Origin of the sequence: Desulfonatronospira thiodismutans ASO3-1 (genome assembly GCF_000174435.1) — a bacterium.
Lineage (GTDB): Bacteria > Desulfobacterota > Desulfovibrionia > Desulfovibrionales > Desulfonatronovibrionaceae > Desulfonatronospira > Desulfonatronospira thiodismutans.
Window position 1 is genome coordinate 472,090 of sequence record NZ_ACJN02000002.1, and the last position, 17,169, is coordinate 489,258.

Below are 17,169 nucleotides of genomic sequence, written 5' to 3' on the forward strand. Positions count from 1 at the left end.
GAGGGGGATGCAAAAATGAACGCATTTAGACTGATTTTTCTGTTGCTGGTTTTTGCCGCAGTAATGCTCGGCCTCAGTCAAAACACTGAAACACTGGGATTAAAGGCGCCTCTGGAACTTGATCTGTGGTTCATTGAGCTTTCTTTGCCCCAGGTGGCCATGTATGTATTCATCTTCTTCTGCTTTCTGCTGGGCATAATTTTTGGTATAATCACTTTTTTCCCGGCCAACAGGGAGGCCAGGGAAAAATTGAAAGTCCTGCGCAAAAAATTGAGGCTCTTGCAGGAAGATTTTAAGACGGCCGAAATGGAACGGGCCAGACAGATCATGAAGCGCCAGGAAAAAATAAGCCCTGACGAAGAAGCCTTTAAGGAAGAAATTGTCAGTTCAGCCTCATCCAGGGCCTGGGGCAAGGCGGCCATGGCCGGATGCGTAGTTCTTTTCTTCATCCTGGTGGCTCTTTACTACTACGGCCACACAGAATTTGAAAAAGTGCACGAGCAGACTAAAGCCAATATGGAAAAAACCACCGGCATGATTGAAGATACCCAAAGCAGCCTGGACAGCCTGGAGCATGATTTCAGGGATGCGGATAAAAAACTGGGAGAGCTGGACCGTGAATTCAGGGAGGAGACCGCAAAGCTTCAAGACGCCACAGAAAACATGCAGGAAAAGCTTCAAAAGCACTCCGGGGAAATAAGCGAACTAAAGCTCATACCGGTTAAGACCCGTGATTACCTGACTGTCATGCATCTTGAGCAATACCTGCAGACCCTGGGTTACCTGAAGAAGGAGGCTGATACAGAAGAAGACAGAAAACGCCTGCAGGAGGCTGCAGAAGAAGTCCGCAAGGCTCTGGAGCATTACCGGGAAAAATCTGATTAATCCCGGATAGATGACAGATGTTCAATGCGGGCCTCAATGGCTTTGGGGTTGGGATGTATGTCCAGGATTTCTTTTAAGAGATCTACAGCCTGATCGACTTTATCCTGGTCAAGGAGGACCTCTGTCAGGAGAAGTCCAGCCCTGGACCTGTATTCATTCCCGGCATCCAAGCTGTAAGCCCTGGATAAAACCTCCCCGGCCCTGGTAAGATCATTTTCCAGGTAATAGGATTTCCCCCGGGTATAATGAATCATGGAGCACAGCTCGGCATCTGTTTCGCCTGAACAGTCAGAAAATTTTTCCAGGTCCTCCCGGACCCTCTCAAATTCGCGCAGCTGAATACCTGTTTTGGAAAGGAAAAGAGCTGCTTTTTTCCTTTCCTTACCGGACTGTGCCAGTTCCTTGTTCTTTTTCCAGAGCCGGCGACTTTCCCGTGGCTGTCCCAGTCTATCATATTTACCTGCAATCCTGGCATTGATATCCAGGATTGTGTCCAGTTCCCCGTCGTACTCCATCTGCATGGCCTTTAATATATCAAGCCCTCCCTCAATGTCATTATATATATCCACACTGATGCTTAAAAGCCGGTTCCAGGCCTGGTATCTTTTTCGTCCGTGCTCATTTTCGTCTATATACTGCTGGTATAAATTTCTGGCCTGGTTGAACTGACCCGTGGAAAAATAATATTCAGCCTGGTCGAAATCATCCGTATCCTCTTTTTGTTCCAGGCATCCAGGAAGCATAAAAAATATGAGAACCGGAAAAATGATGTAAAGCAGCCTTTTCATACATGCAACTATTCTACTGCTCTTCTTTATCACCAAGCAGGTGCTGTTCCGGGATGATCAGGTCTGCGCAGATCACCTTCTGATCATTTTCCAGGTCAACCATTTTTACTCCCTGGGTTGAGCGTCCAACAGACCGGATATCGCTGGTGCCCAGCCTGATTATCTTGTTGGCTGAGGTGAAAATAATCAGCTCTTCCTGGTCTGATACAGGCATTGAACTCACCACCTTGCCCGTTTTGGAGGTTACCTTCATATTGATAAGACCCTTTCCCCCCCTTGCCTGTAACTTGTACATGTCCAGGCTGGTCTTTTTTCCGAAACCTTTTTCCGAAATGGTAAAAAGCTCCCTTGCTTCGCCCGGATCCAGTACAGCCCCGGAAACCACCTCGTCGCCCTGGCGCAGGGAAATTCCCTTGACCCCGGCGGCGTTTCTGCCCATCGCCCGGAGTTCCCTGCAGGCAAAGCGAATGGCCAGGCCATCATGTGTAGTTATAATTACCTCGGATTCATCTTTGACCACTTTGACCCCGATGAGTTCATCTCCGGGTTTGAGATTGACTGCAATCAGACCCAGGGAGCGCATGTTCTTGAACATCTCGATAGATGTCTTTTTGACCATGCCTTTTTTGGTCACAAAAAGAAAATAGTGTCTCTGGTGAAAATTGCGCTCGGAAAGTGCTGTGGCAATGTATTCCTCGTTATCCAGGGGAAGCAGGTTTTTAATGTGCACTCCCCTGGCCGTGCGTGATCCTTCCGGGATTTCGTAGGCCTTGAGCAGATAAGACTTGCCGGTGTTGGAAAAGAGATAAATATCCTTATGATTGCTGGTGGTAAAAAGAGTAGTAATAAAGTCCTTGTCCCCGACATTGGCCCCGGCTATTCCCTTGCCTCCTCTTTTCTGCTGGTGGTAATATTCAAGAAGCGTTCTCTTGATATATCCATTTCTGGACAAGGTGACCACCACGTCATGATCCGGGATCAGGTCCAGCATCTCTATACTGTCGGGGTCCTGTTCCAGGATCTGTGTTCTGCGGGGAGTGGAATAGGTTTTCTTTATCTCTTGGAGTTCTTTTTTTATTTCACCCTTGAGGATATCAATATTTTCCAGGATGCTTTTTAGAAATTCAATCTGCTGCAAAAGCTCCCTGTACTCCTGCATCAGTTTTTCGCGCTCCATATTGGTCAGCCTTTGCAGGCGCATATCCAGGATGGCCTGGGCCTGAACCTGACTCAGGGAAAAGTTTGAAATGAGCTTTTCTCTGGCTTCGGCCCCGGTGGATGACGACCTGATGAGCCGGACCACCTCGTCGATGTTGTCCAGGGCTATCTGCAGCCCCTCCAGGATGTGCGCCCTGTGCTCCGCCTTTTCCAGGTCATGCCTGGAGCGCCTGAGTATGACCTCCTTTCTGTGCTCCAGGAAATACTCCAGGACCTGTTTGAGGTTTAACAGCTGCGGACGGTTATTGACCACGGCCATCATATTGATGCCGAAGCTGGTCTCCAGGGCGGTAAGCTTATACAGTTTGTTGATGATTACATCGGAGATGGCTCCCTTTTTCAGGTCTATGACTATCCTGATTCCATTGCGGTCTGATTCGTCCCGCAGATCGGAAATGCCTTCGATTTTCTTATCATTGACCAGCCCGGCTATTTTTTCCACCAGGTTGGCCTTGTTCAGGGCATAGGGAACTTCGTTGATGACAATTGATTCATGTCCCCTGGACCTGGTCTCCACGTCCAGCCTGGAACGGATTTTAAAACTTCCCCTGCCTGTCCGGTAAGCCTCGAGTACGCCCTTGAGGTTGTAAATATATGCCCCGGTAGGCAGGTCCGGGGCCTTGATGTGCTGCATGAGCTGGGAGATGTTTGTCTCCGGGTTGTCCAGAAGCTGCAGAAGGGCGTCTATCACCTCCCCCAGGTTGTGCGGGGGAATATTCGTGGCCATGCCAACGGCAATGCCCGAGCTGCCGTTGACCAGGATATTGGGAACTCTGGCCGGCAGGACCTCGGGTTCGGTGAGGGTATTGTCGTAGTTGGCCCTGAAATTGACCGTGTTTTTTTCGATATCAGCCAGAAACTCCCCGGCAAGCCTGGACATGCGGGCTTCTGTATACCGCATGGCTGCCGGGGCGTCCCCGTCGATGGAACCGAAGTTGCCCTGTCCGTCCACGAGTGGGTCACGCATATTGAAATCCTGGGCCATGCGCACCAGGGCATCATACACTGCTGAATCACCGTGGGGATGGTATTTACCGATGACGTCACCAACCACCCTGGCCGATTTTTTATAGGGGCGGTTGTAGGTGTTGCCAAGCTCGTGCATGGCATAGAGTATACGCCGGTGAACGGGTTTCAGACCGTCACGGACATCAGGGATGGCCCGGCCGATTATTACGCTTAGCGAATATTCCAGGTAGGATTTTTTTATTTCCTGTTCAATGCTGATATTGCTCAATTGCAGGCTCCGGGAATTTGTTTTAATTTATTTTTTTATAATCAGCTTAAATATCCAGGTCTGCTACTTCCAGGGCGTTTTTCTCGATGAATTCCCGCCTGGGTTCCACCTTGTCGCCCATGAGCCTGGAAAAAAGATCGTCTGCAAGTTCTGCGTCTTCTACGTTGACCTGGAGCATGGTCCTTTTGTCCGGATCCATAGTGGTGGACCACAGCTGCTCTGGATTCATCTCCCCCAGGCCCTTGTATCGCTGGATGTTGATCCCCTTGTGAGCAAGCTCAAAAACCTTGTCCAGGAGAGGAAAAATACCCTTCACCTGGATGGTGTCCTTCTGACTCAGGATTTCAAAACCAAGGCCCGGGTTGTTGTGCAGGATCTGCTGTTGCACCTGGTGCGCCTTTTTGTACAGACCGGAGTTGAAAAATTCTATTCCTATGCGTGTACTGTGCTCGTTTCGGTCTGTAAAAACCAGGAAATATCTCTTTTCAATCTCGCTTTCCTCTTTTTCCAGGGTGGTTTCAAACCCCCTGCCGGACATGAAGCTTATGAACTCTGAACTGTCTTCATATACAAAATGGACAGGGTGAAGTCTTGGTCCATACTCAAGAAGACTTTGAAAAAGTTCTTCCTTGATGCCCATATTGCCGGCATCTTCAAAACTGTCTTTAAGTGATATAAGATTTTTGATGAGTTCAACCATCTCATCCTTAGTGTATTCCAGCCCATTTTCCGTTTTAATGGAAATTTCATCGTAAACACGATTGAGCAGAAAATCGTGCATGGTTTTTTCATCGCTTATGAACTGTTCAAAATTGCCTTTGTGCACCCGGTAAAGGGGAGGCTGGGCTATATACAGGTATCCGTTCTCAATGAGCTGGCTGAACTGCCTGAAGAAAAAAGTCAAAAGAAGGGTCCTGATATGCGCACCGTCCACGTCCGCGTCGGTCATGATCACTATCTTGTGATACCTGAGCTTGGAAAGATCAAGCTCCTTATCGCCTATGCCTGCACCCATGGCTGTTATAAGTGCTTTTATCTCATTATTTTCGAGAATTTTTTCAAATCTTGTCTTCTCTACGTTGAGAATTTTCCCCCGCAAGGGTAAAATGGCCTGGTGCTTTGGATTTCGGCCCTGCTTGGCCGACCCTCCGGCTGAATCACCCTCGACAATAAAGATCTCTGATTCCGACGGGTTTTTGCTCTGGCAGTCAGCAAGCTTACCCGGCAGGGAATAGTCAGAAAGAGCCCCTTTTCTGCGCACCAGTTCCTTGGCCTTGCGCGCGGCCTCCCTGGCCCGGGCAGCATCTACAACTTTCTCCACTATGATGCGGGCATCCTTGGGATTCTCATTTAAAAAAGTGGTGATCTTTTCGTAGGCTATCCCTGACACATAGCCCGAAATTTCGCTGTTGCCCAGCTTGGTCTTGGTCTGGCCTTCAAACTGTGGATCCGGGACCTTGACGCTGATTATACTGGTAAGACCTTCACGTACGTCATCACCGGTGAGTTTCTGTTTGAGTTTTCTGGGCAGATCCTGGGCATGCTGGATATATGTATTTATGGCCCTGGTCAGTGCAGAACGCAGGCCGTTTAAGTGGGTTCCGCCTTCTACGGTACGGATATTGTTGGCAAAAGAGTAAATATGTTCCTTGTAGCCTGTCTTGTACTGCAGGGTCAGCTCCATGGATACGTTGTGAACTTCGCCGCTGGCGTAGATCACCTTGTGCAGGCCGCTGTCCTTGTTCACATTTTTAATAAAGGACAAAAGCCCCCCGTCGAACTGAAACACATCGCTTTTCTGGTAGCGCTCGTCCTGAAACTCTATCCTCAGGCCGCTGTTTAAGTATGCAAGCTCTTCAAATCGCTTGGACAGTGTATCGTAGTCAAAATCAAGAGTGGAAAAAATCTCTTCATCGGGTCTGAACTTTATGGTGGTACCACGGCTGGACGAGGGTCCCTCATGGCGAAGCTTGGTAACCGGTATGCCTCTTTCAAACTTCTGGAAATACTTTTCTCCTTCCCTGCGAACGGTTACTTCCAGGTATTCGGAAAGGGCATTAACAACCGAAACCCCTACTCCGTGCAGTCCCCCGGATACTTTGTAGCTGGCGTTGTCGAATTTTCCCCCGGCATGAAGAACGGTCATGACCACCTCCAGGGCCGGCCTGTTTTCCTTTTCATGCCAGTCCACAGGAATACCCCGGCCGTTGTCCGAGATGGTTACGCTGTTGTCCATGTGAACAGTTATGCGCACATTGTCGCAATAACCGGCCATGGCCTCGTCTATGCTGTTGTCCAGAACTTCATAAACCAGGTGCTGAAGACCCCGCACATCAGTTGAGCCGATGTACATTGCCGGGCGTTTTCTCACCGCGGTCAGCCCTTCCAGAACCTGGATGCTCTGGGCTGTGTATTCTCCTGAATTTTCCTGTCTGTCTTTGTTGTCCATTTTTTTTAATCCATTTCTTCTTCGGTGTAATAGGTCTCTTCTTCGATCTGTACCGGCATGGTCATGACGTAGTACTTTTGGTCGTTTTCTCCGTTTATCCTGCACGGTTCTATGGGACCTGAAAACTTCATGACCACGTTATCGTCATCGATATGGCCCAGGATTTCCAGGAGGCTTTTGGTGTTGAAAACCACCTCCTTTAGATTACCCTGGTAACTGCAGCCGACAACCTCTTCAGCTTCTCCTGAATCCACGGCAGTACTGGTCATATAGATCTCTTCCTGTCCAAGCCTCATGAGGGTGGACATCTGAGAATCAGTGTTGAATATTAGAATTCTCTCTAAGGAATCCATGAGATCATTTTTTGTGGTTACCAGAGGCCCACCAAGCTTTTCCGAGTAGTTGTTTATAAAATCGCGGTAATTGGGAAACTGATGCATGTTCAGGGGCAGACTAAAGCATTCTTTTTTGTCCAGTGTCCTGAAAAATATCTTTGAATCGGTGATGGTTATCTGAATATCCGACTCAGGAACCCATTTGCGAAGATCCATGAGGTATTTCTTGGCGATCATTATTCCCTTTTCGGGCAGGATCTCTCTTAAGCCACTGCTTTCATGGATGTACAGGCTCAGCTGATGCCCGTTAAAAGCACAGAATTCCACCTGGTTCTCATCTCCGGGGGCAATCTTCAGGCAGGTCATTCCCTGCATGGTATCGTCATCACTTATGCAGAAAAGACTTTTTTCCAGAATATCCTTGAATTTTATCCCGGGAATGCCGGCCAGAGCATTTTCTTCCGGGAATTCATCAAGTTCGGGAAACCAGGAGCTTTCACTGAGGGGCAGCTTGAAATGCCTTTTTTCCTGTTGAACATATAGAATATCATTTTTTTCATCAGAATACATGGTGATGGGTCCGGATTTCAATTTCCTTATGAGGTCGGATATTTTTCTCCCCGGCGTGCCGATAAGGCCTTCTTCAACGATTTCAGCCCGGTATTCACCTGTAAATTCCACATTGCTGTCCGTACTCATAATCCTGACGCTGTCCATATCCGTTTTGAACCAGATGGTTCGAAGATATGCAGCCCCTGTTTTAGTTGGAATAAGGTTTGAAGCCTTACTGATCCCTTCCACGAAATCCTCTTTATATATTATAATTTTCATAGATTTAGAATCCTTAATAGGGTATGTTTAAATGTATATTTTTCATTTAACTATCTTTATTTATTTATTTTTTTGTCTTGTAATGTTTGTTGTTTCTTTTCATTTCCGTGAACCGGGTGTTCAAAAAATCATTTTCCTGAAGCAGAATTGTCAATTTTTTCATAACTGTTGTTATTGAGTTTATAAATCAAATAACCAACTGATATCCTTAAATATAGGACAGAGTCTCTTTGTTTATGCAAAAACAAATCCTTATACCATTGATTTTGTATTTTGTAAAATACTTTTTATTATGTATCATCTTGTAATTTTTATATTTTTTTAATAAACTAACCGATTTTTTTTGAGTTTTTATAAAGTATTTCTTGTTCATCAGCCATCTCTTTGACTTGCATGAATCCTTTTTTTAATTTAAAAATCAGAAATTATTCATAATTGATTGAAACTTGAGACTCTTTTTTTGTAACCATTCAGGGGGACCTCGGTGTTGGCTGATGGCACAAGGCCAGGGGCCTGTCCCCGCTAAGTGATGATAATGATGCTTCACAGAACTTCGTGTCTGTACTTTTCAGTGGTGCAGTAAAAGTGTCGCGGGGACTGTACCCCTGGACGGTATCTGCCCCCTGAATGGTTATTTTTTTTGAGCTTGATATTTTCCATTTTCCAGGACTGCAGTCCCTAATCCAAACATAGCCGCAACACCCGGCAGGAATGATAAATGGCTTTTAATAAACAGGTAAACAGAACCATTGACGAGATAAATCAGAAAATCAAGTCTGGTAAAGCAGTGGTAGTCAATGCACGGCAGATGGCTTCCCTGGTCCGGGATAAGGGCAAGGTGGAGGCAGCCAGGGAAGTTGATGTGGTAACCACCGGTACTTTTTCTCCAATGTGTTCCTCGGGCATGATTTTTAACTTTGCCCAAAAACCACCCATGATCAAGGGCCACAAGATATGGCTGGATAACGTCCCCTGCTATGGAGGACTGGCAGCTGCTGATTCATTTATCGGTGTTACGGAAACAACGGAAAACGATCCCCTGAACAAGGTTTATCCAGGTACTTTTACCTACGGTGGTGGACATGTGATTGAAAACCTCGTCCGGGGAAATTCCGTACACTTGCGTGTCCAGGGATATGGTACAGACTGTTATCCCCGAAAACTTCTGGAAAAGGATATAACCCTTGGCGAACTCAAAAGTGCTGTACTTTTCAACCCCAGAAATGCCTACCAGAATTACAACTGTGCTGTGAACCTCACCAACAGGATCAAATATACTTACATGGGTCCGCTAAGGGCTAATATGGGTAATCTCAACTTCGCTACCGCAGGTTCCCTGAGCCCTTTGTTCAATGATCCTTATTTTCTGACCACAGGGCTTGGCACCAGAATTTTTCTGGGCGGTGGCACAGGATATGTTATTGGTGAAGGTACCCAGCACAATCCTGATCCACCACGAAATGAGCGCGGCATCCCCAAGATGCCCGCAGGGACCCTGATGGTCAAAGGGGATTTGAAACAGATGAACCATAGATATATCCGTGGAATCAGTTTTGCCGGTTATGGATGCTCCATGGCTGTTGGACTTGGCATCCCCATTCCGGTGTTAAACGAGGATATAGCCTGGTATGCAGGAGTTGACGATTCTGAAATCCACATGCCGGTTATTGATTACGGGTACGAATATGGAGCAGGCAAGGCCAAAATACTGGCTTATGTCACGTATGAGCAACTCCTATCAGGAAGTGTGGAGATAAACGACAAAAAGGTGACTACAGTACCCCTGACCAGTTACTCCATGTCCCTGGAGATTGCAGACCAGTTAAAGGACTGGATCCAGTCAGGTGAATTTTTTCTGACCCAGGCACAGGATAAAATTGAATCCAACTGACAGGCTCCGTAAGCACCTTTTGTCTCTTTCTCCCCTGGCTATAGCCCTGTCCGGGGGGGTGGACAGCTCAACACTTACTTTTTTCTGTCTTGAAAACCATATTGAATTTACTGCGTATACTTTCTGCGGGGATCACTTAACATCATTTGAGGCAGAGCATGTCCAGAAAGTGGTCACTGAAAATTCTATACCGCATTTATTTATCCCGTGCCAGCCTCTCAAAGATCCAAAAATCGCCGCCAACTCCAGGGAACGTTGTTATTACTGCAAAAATGATCTTTATTTCAGGCTTAAAAGATGTGTAGAGCCCGGCAGGACCATTATCGACGGTTCCAATGCTTCAGATCTTTCAAAGTATCGGCCGGGTCAAAAAGCCTTAAAAGAGCAGGGAGTCATGACTCCTTTTGCCAGCCTGGGTTTTCACCGTATGATGGTTGAAGATCTGGCCCAGGAATTGGGCTTAAATATTCCCAGGTTTTCCAGGTCCTGTCTTCTGACCCGTTTCCAGTATGGATACCAACTGGATTCCGACCTGGTTCAAAGGCTCGGCAGAGCAGAGGATTATCTACTCAGGGCCGGCCTTTCGGGCTTCAGGACGAGGGTTCTTTTGGACGAAACGGTCCTGGTGCAGGTTGATGCCTCTGAGAAAGTCGGTTTTTTAAATATTGAGCCTGGTTTTCAATCTTTAATGCAGGAGTTGTTTTTTTATCCTTACCGGGTGCAGTACATGGAATTCAGTATGATAAGCGGTTATTTTGATCGAAGCTGACCAGGTCTTTTCATCCTGCGTTTTACTGTCTGAATACATTTTAAGAATTTAAGAGGGTTAGACATGCATGAAGTAAAATTTGATCAGGTGATCCAGGACTATCTCACCGGCAAGGATCTCCAGATGACCACTTACGAGGATATCCGCCAGGCCCTTGCCCGCATCCTGGTCGAGGAAAAAGGTTATCCCGTGCAGAATATAAAGCCCAGATATAAATTGCCGCTCGGGCTTGATGATATTGATTACACTATAAATCTGGATTTTCTGGTCACCATAGATGAACAGCCTGCTATGATCCTGGGTTTTTGTCCTGGAGCGGTTTCTACATATATTACCCAGTATGTAAGCGCAGCCAGAATTTTTCCCGGAGGCCCCGTACCTTTTGTCCTGGTCACCGATTCAACTGATGCCGCTCTGGTCCGGGTCAAAGATAAAAAAGAGATCTGCAGGGGTTATCATTGCATTCCAACCTGGCAGCATCTGCAGGAAATATTCAAGGAATGCCCGCCCTGCACTTTCACCACGGAGAGACAGCTAAAGGAGAAAAGAGTGGCTCATGCCATGTTCGCCCTGAGCGATGGGTACTGTTCCTCAAGTTGTGAAATTACCAGTGATAAATCTCAGGCTGACTCATAGATTCAATGGACTGAACAAGGTTCTCCCTGTCTGCAGCTGCAGTACCAACCTGGCCCACAACCAGGCCTGCAGCAAAATTGGCCGTCATACAGGCATCCGGCAGTGAGTATTGTGCCTGCAGGCAGATTCCCATGGTGGCAATAACTGTATCCCCTGCCCCGGTTACATCATAGACTTTTCTGGCGCTTGTGGGAAAATGCAGTATCTCTTTGTTGCTTCTAAACAGGACCATGCCCATGGGGCCAACAGTTATCAGCAGGTTTTCCAGGTTTTTGGTTTTCATTATTTTTTTTCCTGTGCTGATAATGTCTTTATTTGAGTTGATTTTTGTGTTGCTGCCCTCCTCGGCCTCTTTCTGGTTTGGGGTCATGAGAAACAGATCCTTATATACCCTGAAATTTTTTGTTTTGGGATCCAGCACCACCTTGTAGTCCTGTAAAGCCGACAGAGTCTTTCTATTGACCATTCCTTTTCCGTAATCCGATACCAGTACATATTCGCCAAATCCCTTTTTCTCTATCAGACTGGTTATTTCAGCCATAAGTCCTGGTTCCAGATCATTGCAGTTTTCCTGGTCCACCCTGACAATCTGCTGACTGTTGCCGATAACCCTGGTTTTAACGGTGGTTTTTCTCTTGCGTGAACTTACTATTGTATGTTCAATGCCTTCTCTATCCAGCATTTTTTTTATTTCTCTGCAGTGATCATCATCTCCGGCGACACTTATCAATACCGGTTCACCGCCCAGGCTTTTTATGTTTCTGGCTACATTTCCCGCCCCGCCCAGGCTGTATGTTTCCTTCTCCACGTATACCACCGGCACAGGTGCCTCGGGGGAGATTCTGGAGACTTCCCCCCATTGATAATGATCCAGCATGATATCGCCGATGACTAACAGGCGTTTTCCCCGAATTCTGTCCAGGTTCTGTATTAATTTTTGTCTGGTTTCCATTTCAGGCAGTTCCAAATTGTTAGTTATCTATGCCAAGGCATTTTAAAAGAGCATCAAGTTCGTTCTCGTTTCTGTATTGCAGAACAACCTTACCCTTTTTTTCGTCTCCCTGCGTCTGAACACTTAGTTTGTTCTCGATCTTCTCTTTTATCCGGCTTTCCAGTGAACCGGCAAAGTCACTCTTGTTTCTTCTGCTTTCTTTTTTCTTTTCCTGGGTTAATTTTTTAACCAGCTCTTCGGTCTGCCGCACTGACAGGTTTCTGGAGACGATTTTACCTGCTGCCTCCAGCATGAGCTCTTCATCCTTGATTCCCAGTAGACATCTGGCATGACCTGGACTTAAAGACCTGTCTTCCACCATGTCCCTGATTTTCTCTGGAAGTTTTATCAGCCTGAGGGTATTGGTTAGCTGTGATCTGCTCTTGCCTATTCTATCAGCCAGCTCCTCCTGGTTGATGCCCAGCTCTGACTGCAGCCTCTGCAGAGCGTAAGCCTGCTCCATGGGATTTAAATCCTCACGCTGAAGATTTTCAATAAGCGCTATTGCCAGAACCTGGTTATTGTCATAATCTCTCACCAGTGCCGGGATGGTGTTGAGACCAGCTTCAATGCTGGCCCGCCATCGTCTTTCTCCAGCTATGATCTCGTACTCCTGGTTTTCATTTTTGCGCACCAGGATGGGCTGGAGTACTCCGTTTTCCTGGATTGAGGCAGCCAGCTCGCTGATACTTTCTTCTGCAAAGTTTTTCCTGGGCTGATATGGATTTGGCTTGACTTTTTGAACACTTAGTTGAACGCTGTCCGTGTTCTTTTCCTCATAGAATGAAGGTTTGATCAGGGCATCCAACCCTTTGCCCAGTCCTTTTTCTTTTTTTTGCATTTCTGTTTTCCTGTTTTATATTACTTTAAACTTCAGTTAAGGAGGCTTTATGAATAGCAAAATGCCTGTACAACCTTTCTACAATGAGACCGGTCAGCTCACCGGGGTCTGGATACCTGCAGAAGAGTGGCTCAAGCACCAGGATGATCTGGAAAGCATACTCCTGAAGAGTGAAAAAAAGTCCGCTCTTCCTGCAGAACCATTAAACGAATGGACAAACTTTTTAATGTACTGGGACTTTAACTATCCTGTGGAAAAAAAGGTTGAATGCAAGGGTTGTGGTGCCCTGACCAGCGACTGGACCCAGGATGACCCCAAGAAGTTTTATTTAAGAAGCGCAAGCCTCGGTGGTCTTGTTGCTTTTTTATGCCTTGGATGCCAGTCCAGGGTTACAAAAAAGCATTTCAAGGATCATATCCTTTATGAATGCTCAGAATTTACCTGCAAGGTAAAGTAGAGCCAGAACAGAACATGGATTATTTTACTCTTGATTACCACTACAGGGAATCTTAGCGTGTAGCCAAAGTAACCTGTTTTCACTGAAAAATCATTTAACCATGAAGATCATGATGACAGGATATAAAATAACTTTTCCTTCCCTGTTTTAAACTCTATATTCTTCACTGCTTATTGTTCCCGCGCTCCCAGCCGCCAGGGCGGGTGAGCGCGGGAACAATAAGCCTTTTGATTCAGCCTGCTGTTATTGCAGCCTTCCCACAACCTCTCTGGCCAGCCTCAGATATGCATGCGACCCAGTAGACCTTATATCATATGCCAGTACCGGCCTGCCGTGACTTGGAGCTTCAGAGAGACGGACATTTCTTGGAATAATGCTGTCCATGGTTTGAGCCTGAAAATGCCTTCTGATTTCCTTGATAACCTGGTGACAGAGTTTGTTCCTTTTATCAAACATGGTCAGGGCCACCCCAAGCAATTCCAGATCATTATTCAGCCGCTTCCGTATTAGTTCATATGTTTCGAACAGTCTGGCAATTCCCTCCAGGGCATAATACTCGCATTGCATGGGAACTAATAAACGATTGGATGCGCACATGGCATTGATTGTAATCATGCCCAGCGAGGGCGGGCAGTCCAGTATTATGTATTCGTACGGCTTACTGACGTTCTTGAGAAGTTTGTACAGATAATATTCCCTGTCCTGCCTGTCATTCAGTTCCAGTTCTACAGCAACCAGATCCTTGTTAGAGGGAATTATATCTAAGTATTTCATTTCCGTAGGTCTGATGAGTTTCTCCGGTTCAGCCTCCCCTGTCAGTCCATGATACAGAGAATATTCCAGGGAGTCTATGTCCAGACCAAGACCGCTGCTGGCGTTGGCCTGGGCGTCACAGTCCACCAGGAGCACCTTTTTTTCCATTACCGCCAAAGATGCCGCCAGATTTACCGCTGTAGTAGTCTTGCCCACGCCACCTTTTTGATTGGCAACCACAATGTTCCACTGCAATGCTTTTCTCCTTGCCAAAGTTAATGTTTCACGTGAAACATTAACACTACAGAGAAACTTCTAAAATTTTATCACCTGTCGCGATTGGGGACAGTCCCGCACCTACTTGATTTCTCAGCAAGTTCCAGCGATTTCATGAAATCATTCCCAGGTAGGTGCGGGACTGTCCACCGAGGTCAATATATAAGTTTGGCTGTAGTGTTAACTTTGATGAAAATTCTGTAAGTTGGTGTCGAAAATAATCAAAGGTTAAAGCACAATCATGTTCTGATTTCGGCTTTACCAAGTATGCCAAAAAAAAACAAGCCTGACTGAATTTCATCAATCAGGCTTGTTCAGAATTAAATGGTTGGAACTTGAAAATCAATTTTCAGCTATAAAAGTCCAGGCTTCTCTGATGGAGTCCATCAATTGGACTGCCTCTTCAAACTGGCTGTTTTTAACTGCCAGCAGAAGCTGGTCAGCGAGATGGCTGAAGTCCTCTGCTTCAGCCAGCCAGGATTCGTCAGCCTTCATAGGCAAAGCTCTGGCTGCTCGGACAAATTCCTGGACTTCGTTTAGGCTGGGCATTTGGTTATCGTTCTGTGAATTCAATATGTCCTGAATAAAAGCTTCTATCCGGGTATTTAATGTAGCGGTCTTCATTTAAGCACCCTTAGTATCTGGTGTATTGCTCAGCTTTTTTGTTCAGAGCTTAAAGGGTCTGGTGGGACATCAGGTTCAGGCAGGTTATCAGGGTCAATCTTGGTAGCTCCCTGAGCGTGCTCAGACATTATCGGGTTCAGCCCCCTGAACAGATCAATGGGTATTGGTATAACCGTGGCATTTCTGCCTTCAGAGGTCATCTCCCGCATGGTCTGCAAGTAACGCAGTTGAAGGGCCTGCGGGTACTCAGAAATAATCTGGGCTGCCTGAGTAAGTCTCTTGGCTGCCTGGAATTCTCCTTCAGCACCGATAACCTTAGCCCTTCTCTCACGCTCGGCCTCTGCCTGCGCAGCCATGGCTCTTTGCATTTCCTGGGGCAGATCAATGTGCTTAAGTTCCACAGTGGTGACCTTTACACCCCAGGCATCAGTCTGCTCGTCAAGGATTGACTGGATTCTGGTATTGAGCTTTTCTCTCTGCCCGAGAATTTCATCCAGTTCTGATGCGCCGCAAACTGTTCTGATAGTGGTTTGCGAGAGCTGGGAAGTGGCAAAATGGTAATCCTCAATTTCCAGCACTGCGTGTTGTGGGGACATGATTCTGTAGTACAGAACCGCGTTTACCTTGATGGTGACGTTATCCTGGGTGATGACTTCCTGGTGAGGTACGTCAAGGGTAACAATCCTCAGGCTGGTGCGGACCATCTTATCCAATACTGGAATCAGAATGATGATGCCAGGACCCTTAACTTTCAGGAATCGTCCCAGTCGAAAAATTACACCACGCTCATACTCGTTAAGGATCCTGATGGCATTCATCAGGAAGAGAACAACAAGTATGAGTACCGGTAGAACATAGGTTAGCATTGGTTCCTCCTGCTGAGATTAAACTGGTTTTATATGTAGGGTGAGTCCCTCAACTTTATCCACCTGAACCTCCTGGCCAGGCTGCAGGGACAGCATCTCCTGAGACTGTGCTCTCCATATTTCACCCCTCACCTTGACCTGTCCCTGTGTGCCGGACCAGCTGACGACTTTAGCTGATTGGTCAGGAATTCCGGTCTGGTGAGTCTTGGGTGCCATCTGAGATTTGCCGATTAGATATGCCAGAGCCAGCAAAACTACCGTAAGTATGAGTATAACAGGAATAATTGTCATAGTAGGTATCTGAAAATAAGGATGTTCTGCATCAAACAGAAAAAGTGATCCAAAGAAAAAGCTTGCCAGTGCAGCCATGGTCAACAGGCCGAAAGTCGGCATGTTGATTTCCAGAATTATAAATATAAATCCCAGAATTAGCAACAAAATTCCTGCAATATTAGTAGGTAGAACCGCCAGGGAATATAGACCCATAATCAGACACATGGATCCGAGAACTCCGGGGAAGATAGCACCCGGATTGGACAGTTCGAAAAAAAGTCCGGCCATTCCCGCAAGAAATAATAGATAAGCTATCTGGGGGTGCAGCAGCCAGGAAAGTATTTTATACTTGAAGCCCGGTTCGAACTGGACAATACTTATTTCATCGCTTTCAAAGGTTATTTCCTCTCCATAAACCGAAAGGCCTTTTTTTCCCAGTTGACTTAAAAGGTCATCCGTAGAAGTGGCTATATGATCAATAACCCTTAACTGCAACGCTTCTTCAGAGTCAATGTTTGCTGCTTCTGTAACCGCCTTTTCGTACCATTCAACGTTTCGGCCCTTGTCTTTAGCTACGGTTCGCACAAGAGAAAGCATCTCATTGATAATTTTGCTCTGCATGGTTTCATCCTGTTCCTCGCCGCCCATGGTCACAGGAGAAGCTGAACCTATGGTGGTCTGAGGACTCATAACCGCATGGTCCGAAGCAGCCACAAGAAATACTCCTGCTGAGGTAGCCCTTGCACCCGGTGGGTCAACCCAGACAATTACCGGCAGATCAGAAGCCAGTATATCCTTTACCATGTTGCGCATTGATTCTACCAGACCTCCGGGTGTATCCAGGCGGATCATAAGGGCAATAAAATCCTCATCGTGAGCACGCCTCAGGGAATCCTGAAGCAGCTCTTCTGTGGCCGGAGTAATGGGTCCATCAATATCAACTTTGAGTATCTGGTGAGACGCGGGATCCCTGTCGGCAAATACAAGGCTGAAGGCCAAAAGTATAATCGAGGCCAGAAAACATATTTTAAAAATCTTCATGATATTCT

The 17,169-nt window shown here is 46.5% G+C and carries 15 protein-coding genes; 5 read left to right on the top strand and 10 right to left on the bottom strand.

Annotated elements, in window-relative coordinates:
* Positions 1–15 precede the first annotated feature (15 nt).
* On the top strand, positions 16–885 hold the full coding sequence (locus tag DTHIO_RS08340; protein WP_008869867.1) for a LapA family protein: 870 nt from the start codon (positions 16–18) through the stop codon (positions 883–885).
* Here the strand turns inward: DTHIO_RS08340 and DTHIO_RS08345 are convergent.
* Genes DTHIO_RS08345 through dnaN form a run of 4 tightly spaced genes read right to left on the bottom strand, consistent with a single transcriptional unit; the run spans position 882 to position 7,743 of the window.
* The gene (locus DTHIO_RS08345) at positions 882–1,673 is read right to left on the bottom strand and encodes a tetratricopeptide repeat protein (protein WP_008869868.1); all 792 of its coding nucleotides are present in this window, start codon (positions 1,671–1,673) and stop codon (positions 882–884) included. The genes DTHIO_RS08340 and DTHIO_RS08345 overlap by 4 nt on opposite strands.
* Positions 1,674–1,686: 13 nt before the next feature.
* Entirely contained in the window at positions 1,687–4,128 is a 2,442-nt protein-coding gene (gyrA, locus tag DTHIO_RS08350) for a DNA gyrase subunit A (protein ID WP_008869869.1), read from the bottom strand.
* A gap of 46 nt (positions 4,129–4,174) precedes the next feature.
* Positions 4,175–6,577, bottom strand: coding sequence for a DNA topoisomerase (ATP-hydrolyzing) subunit B (gyrB, locus tag DTHIO_RS08355; protein ID WP_008869870.1), 2,403 nt, complete (start codon positions 6,575–6,577; stop codon positions 4,175–4,177).
* Positions 6,578–6,582: 5 nt separating this feature from the next.
* Entirely contained in the window at positions 6,583–7,743 is a 1,161-nt protein-coding gene (dnaN, locus tag DTHIO_RS08360) for a DNA polymerase III subunit beta (protein ID WP_008869871.1), read from the bottom strand.
* 718 nt (positions 7,744–8,461) lie between these two features.
* On the opposite strand from dnaN, the gene DTHIO_RS08365 reads away from it, so the two are divergent.
* The 3 genes from DTHIO_RS08365 (at position 8,462) to DTHIO_RS08375 (ending at position 11,039) form a co-directional block, all read left to right on the top strand.
* On the top strand, positions 8,462–9,634 hold the full coding sequence (locus tag DTHIO_RS08365) for a homocysteine biosynthesis protein (RefSeq protein ID WP_008869873.1): 1,173 nt from the start codon (positions 8,462–8,464) through the stop codon (positions 9,632–9,634).
* The gene (gene larE, locus DTHIO_RS19740; protein WP_008869874.1) at positions 9,621–10,403 is read left to right on the top strand and encodes an ATP-dependent sacrificial sulfur transferase LarE; all 783 of its coding nucleotides are present in this window, start codon (positions 9,621–9,623) and stop codon (positions 10,401–10,403) included. The genes DTHIO_RS08365 and larE overlap by 14 nt, the downstream gene beginning before the upstream one ends.
* 63 nt (positions 10,404–10,466) lie before the next feature.
* Positions 10,467–11,039, top strand: coding sequence for a type I restriction enzyme HsdR N-terminal domain-containing protein (locus DTHIO_RS08375; RefSeq protein WP_008869875.1), 573 nt, complete (start codon positions 10,467–10,469; stop codon positions 11,037–11,039).
* On the opposite strand, the gene DTHIO_RS08380 is transcribed toward DTHIO_RS08375, so the two are convergent.
* Positions 11,008–11,991, bottom strand: a complete 984-nt coding sequence (locus DTHIO_RS08380) for a bifunctional heptose 7-phosphate kinase/heptose 1-phosphate adenyltransferase (protein ID WP_008869876.1) — start codon at positions 11,989–11,991, stop codon at positions 11,008–11,010. The two genes, DTHIO_RS08375 and DTHIO_RS08380, sit on opposite strands and share 32 nt — an antisense overlap.
* Positions 11,992–12,010: 19 nt before the next feature.
* Positions 12,011–12,871, bottom strand: a complete 861-nt coding sequence (locus tag DTHIO_RS08385) for a ParB/RepB/Spo0J family partition protein (RefSeq protein ID WP_008869877.1) — start codon at positions 12,869–12,871, stop codon at positions 12,011–12,013.
* Between the two features lie 49 nt (positions 12,872–12,920).
* On the opposite strand from DTHIO_RS08385, the gene DTHIO_RS08390 reads away from it, so the two are divergent.
* Entirely contained in the window at positions 12,921–13,328 is a 408-nt protein-coding gene (locus DTHIO_RS08390) for a hypothetical protein (RefSeq protein WP_008869878.1), read from the top strand.
* Between the two features lie 243 nt (positions 13,329–13,571).
* On the opposite strand, the gene DTHIO_RS08395 is transcribed toward DTHIO_RS08390, so the two are convergent.
* The 4 genes from DTHIO_RS08395 to DTHIO_RS08410 form a co-directional block, all read right to left on the bottom strand.
* Complete coding sequence (locus tag DTHIO_RS08395; RefSeq protein WP_008869879.1) at positions 13,572–14,336, bottom strand: ParA family protein; 765 nt, start codon at positions 14,334–14,336, stop codon at positions 13,572–13,574.
* A gap of 363 nt (positions 14,337–14,699) precedes the next feature.
* The gene (locus DTHIO_RS08400) at positions 14,700–14,981 is read right to left on the bottom strand and encodes a GAK system XXXCH domain-containing protein (protein ID WP_008869880.1); all 282 of its coding nucleotides are present in this window, start codon (positions 14,979–14,981) and stop codon (positions 14,700–14,702) included.
* 29 nt (positions 14,982–15,010) lie between these two features.
* The gene (locus tag DTHIO_RS08405) at positions 15,011–15,847 is read right to left on the bottom strand and encodes a slipin family protein (RefSeq protein WP_008869881.1); all 837 of its coding nucleotides are present in this window, start codon (positions 15,845–15,847) and stop codon (positions 15,011–15,013) included.
* 18 nt (positions 15,848–15,865) lie between these two features.
* Positions 15,866–17,161 (bottom strand): NfeD family protein, encoded by a 1,296-nt coding sequence (locus DTHIO_RS08410; RefSeq protein WP_008869882.1) that lies wholly within the window; start codon positions 17,159–17,161, stop codon positions 15,866–15,868.
* Positions 17,162–17,169 lie beyond the last annotated feature (8 nt).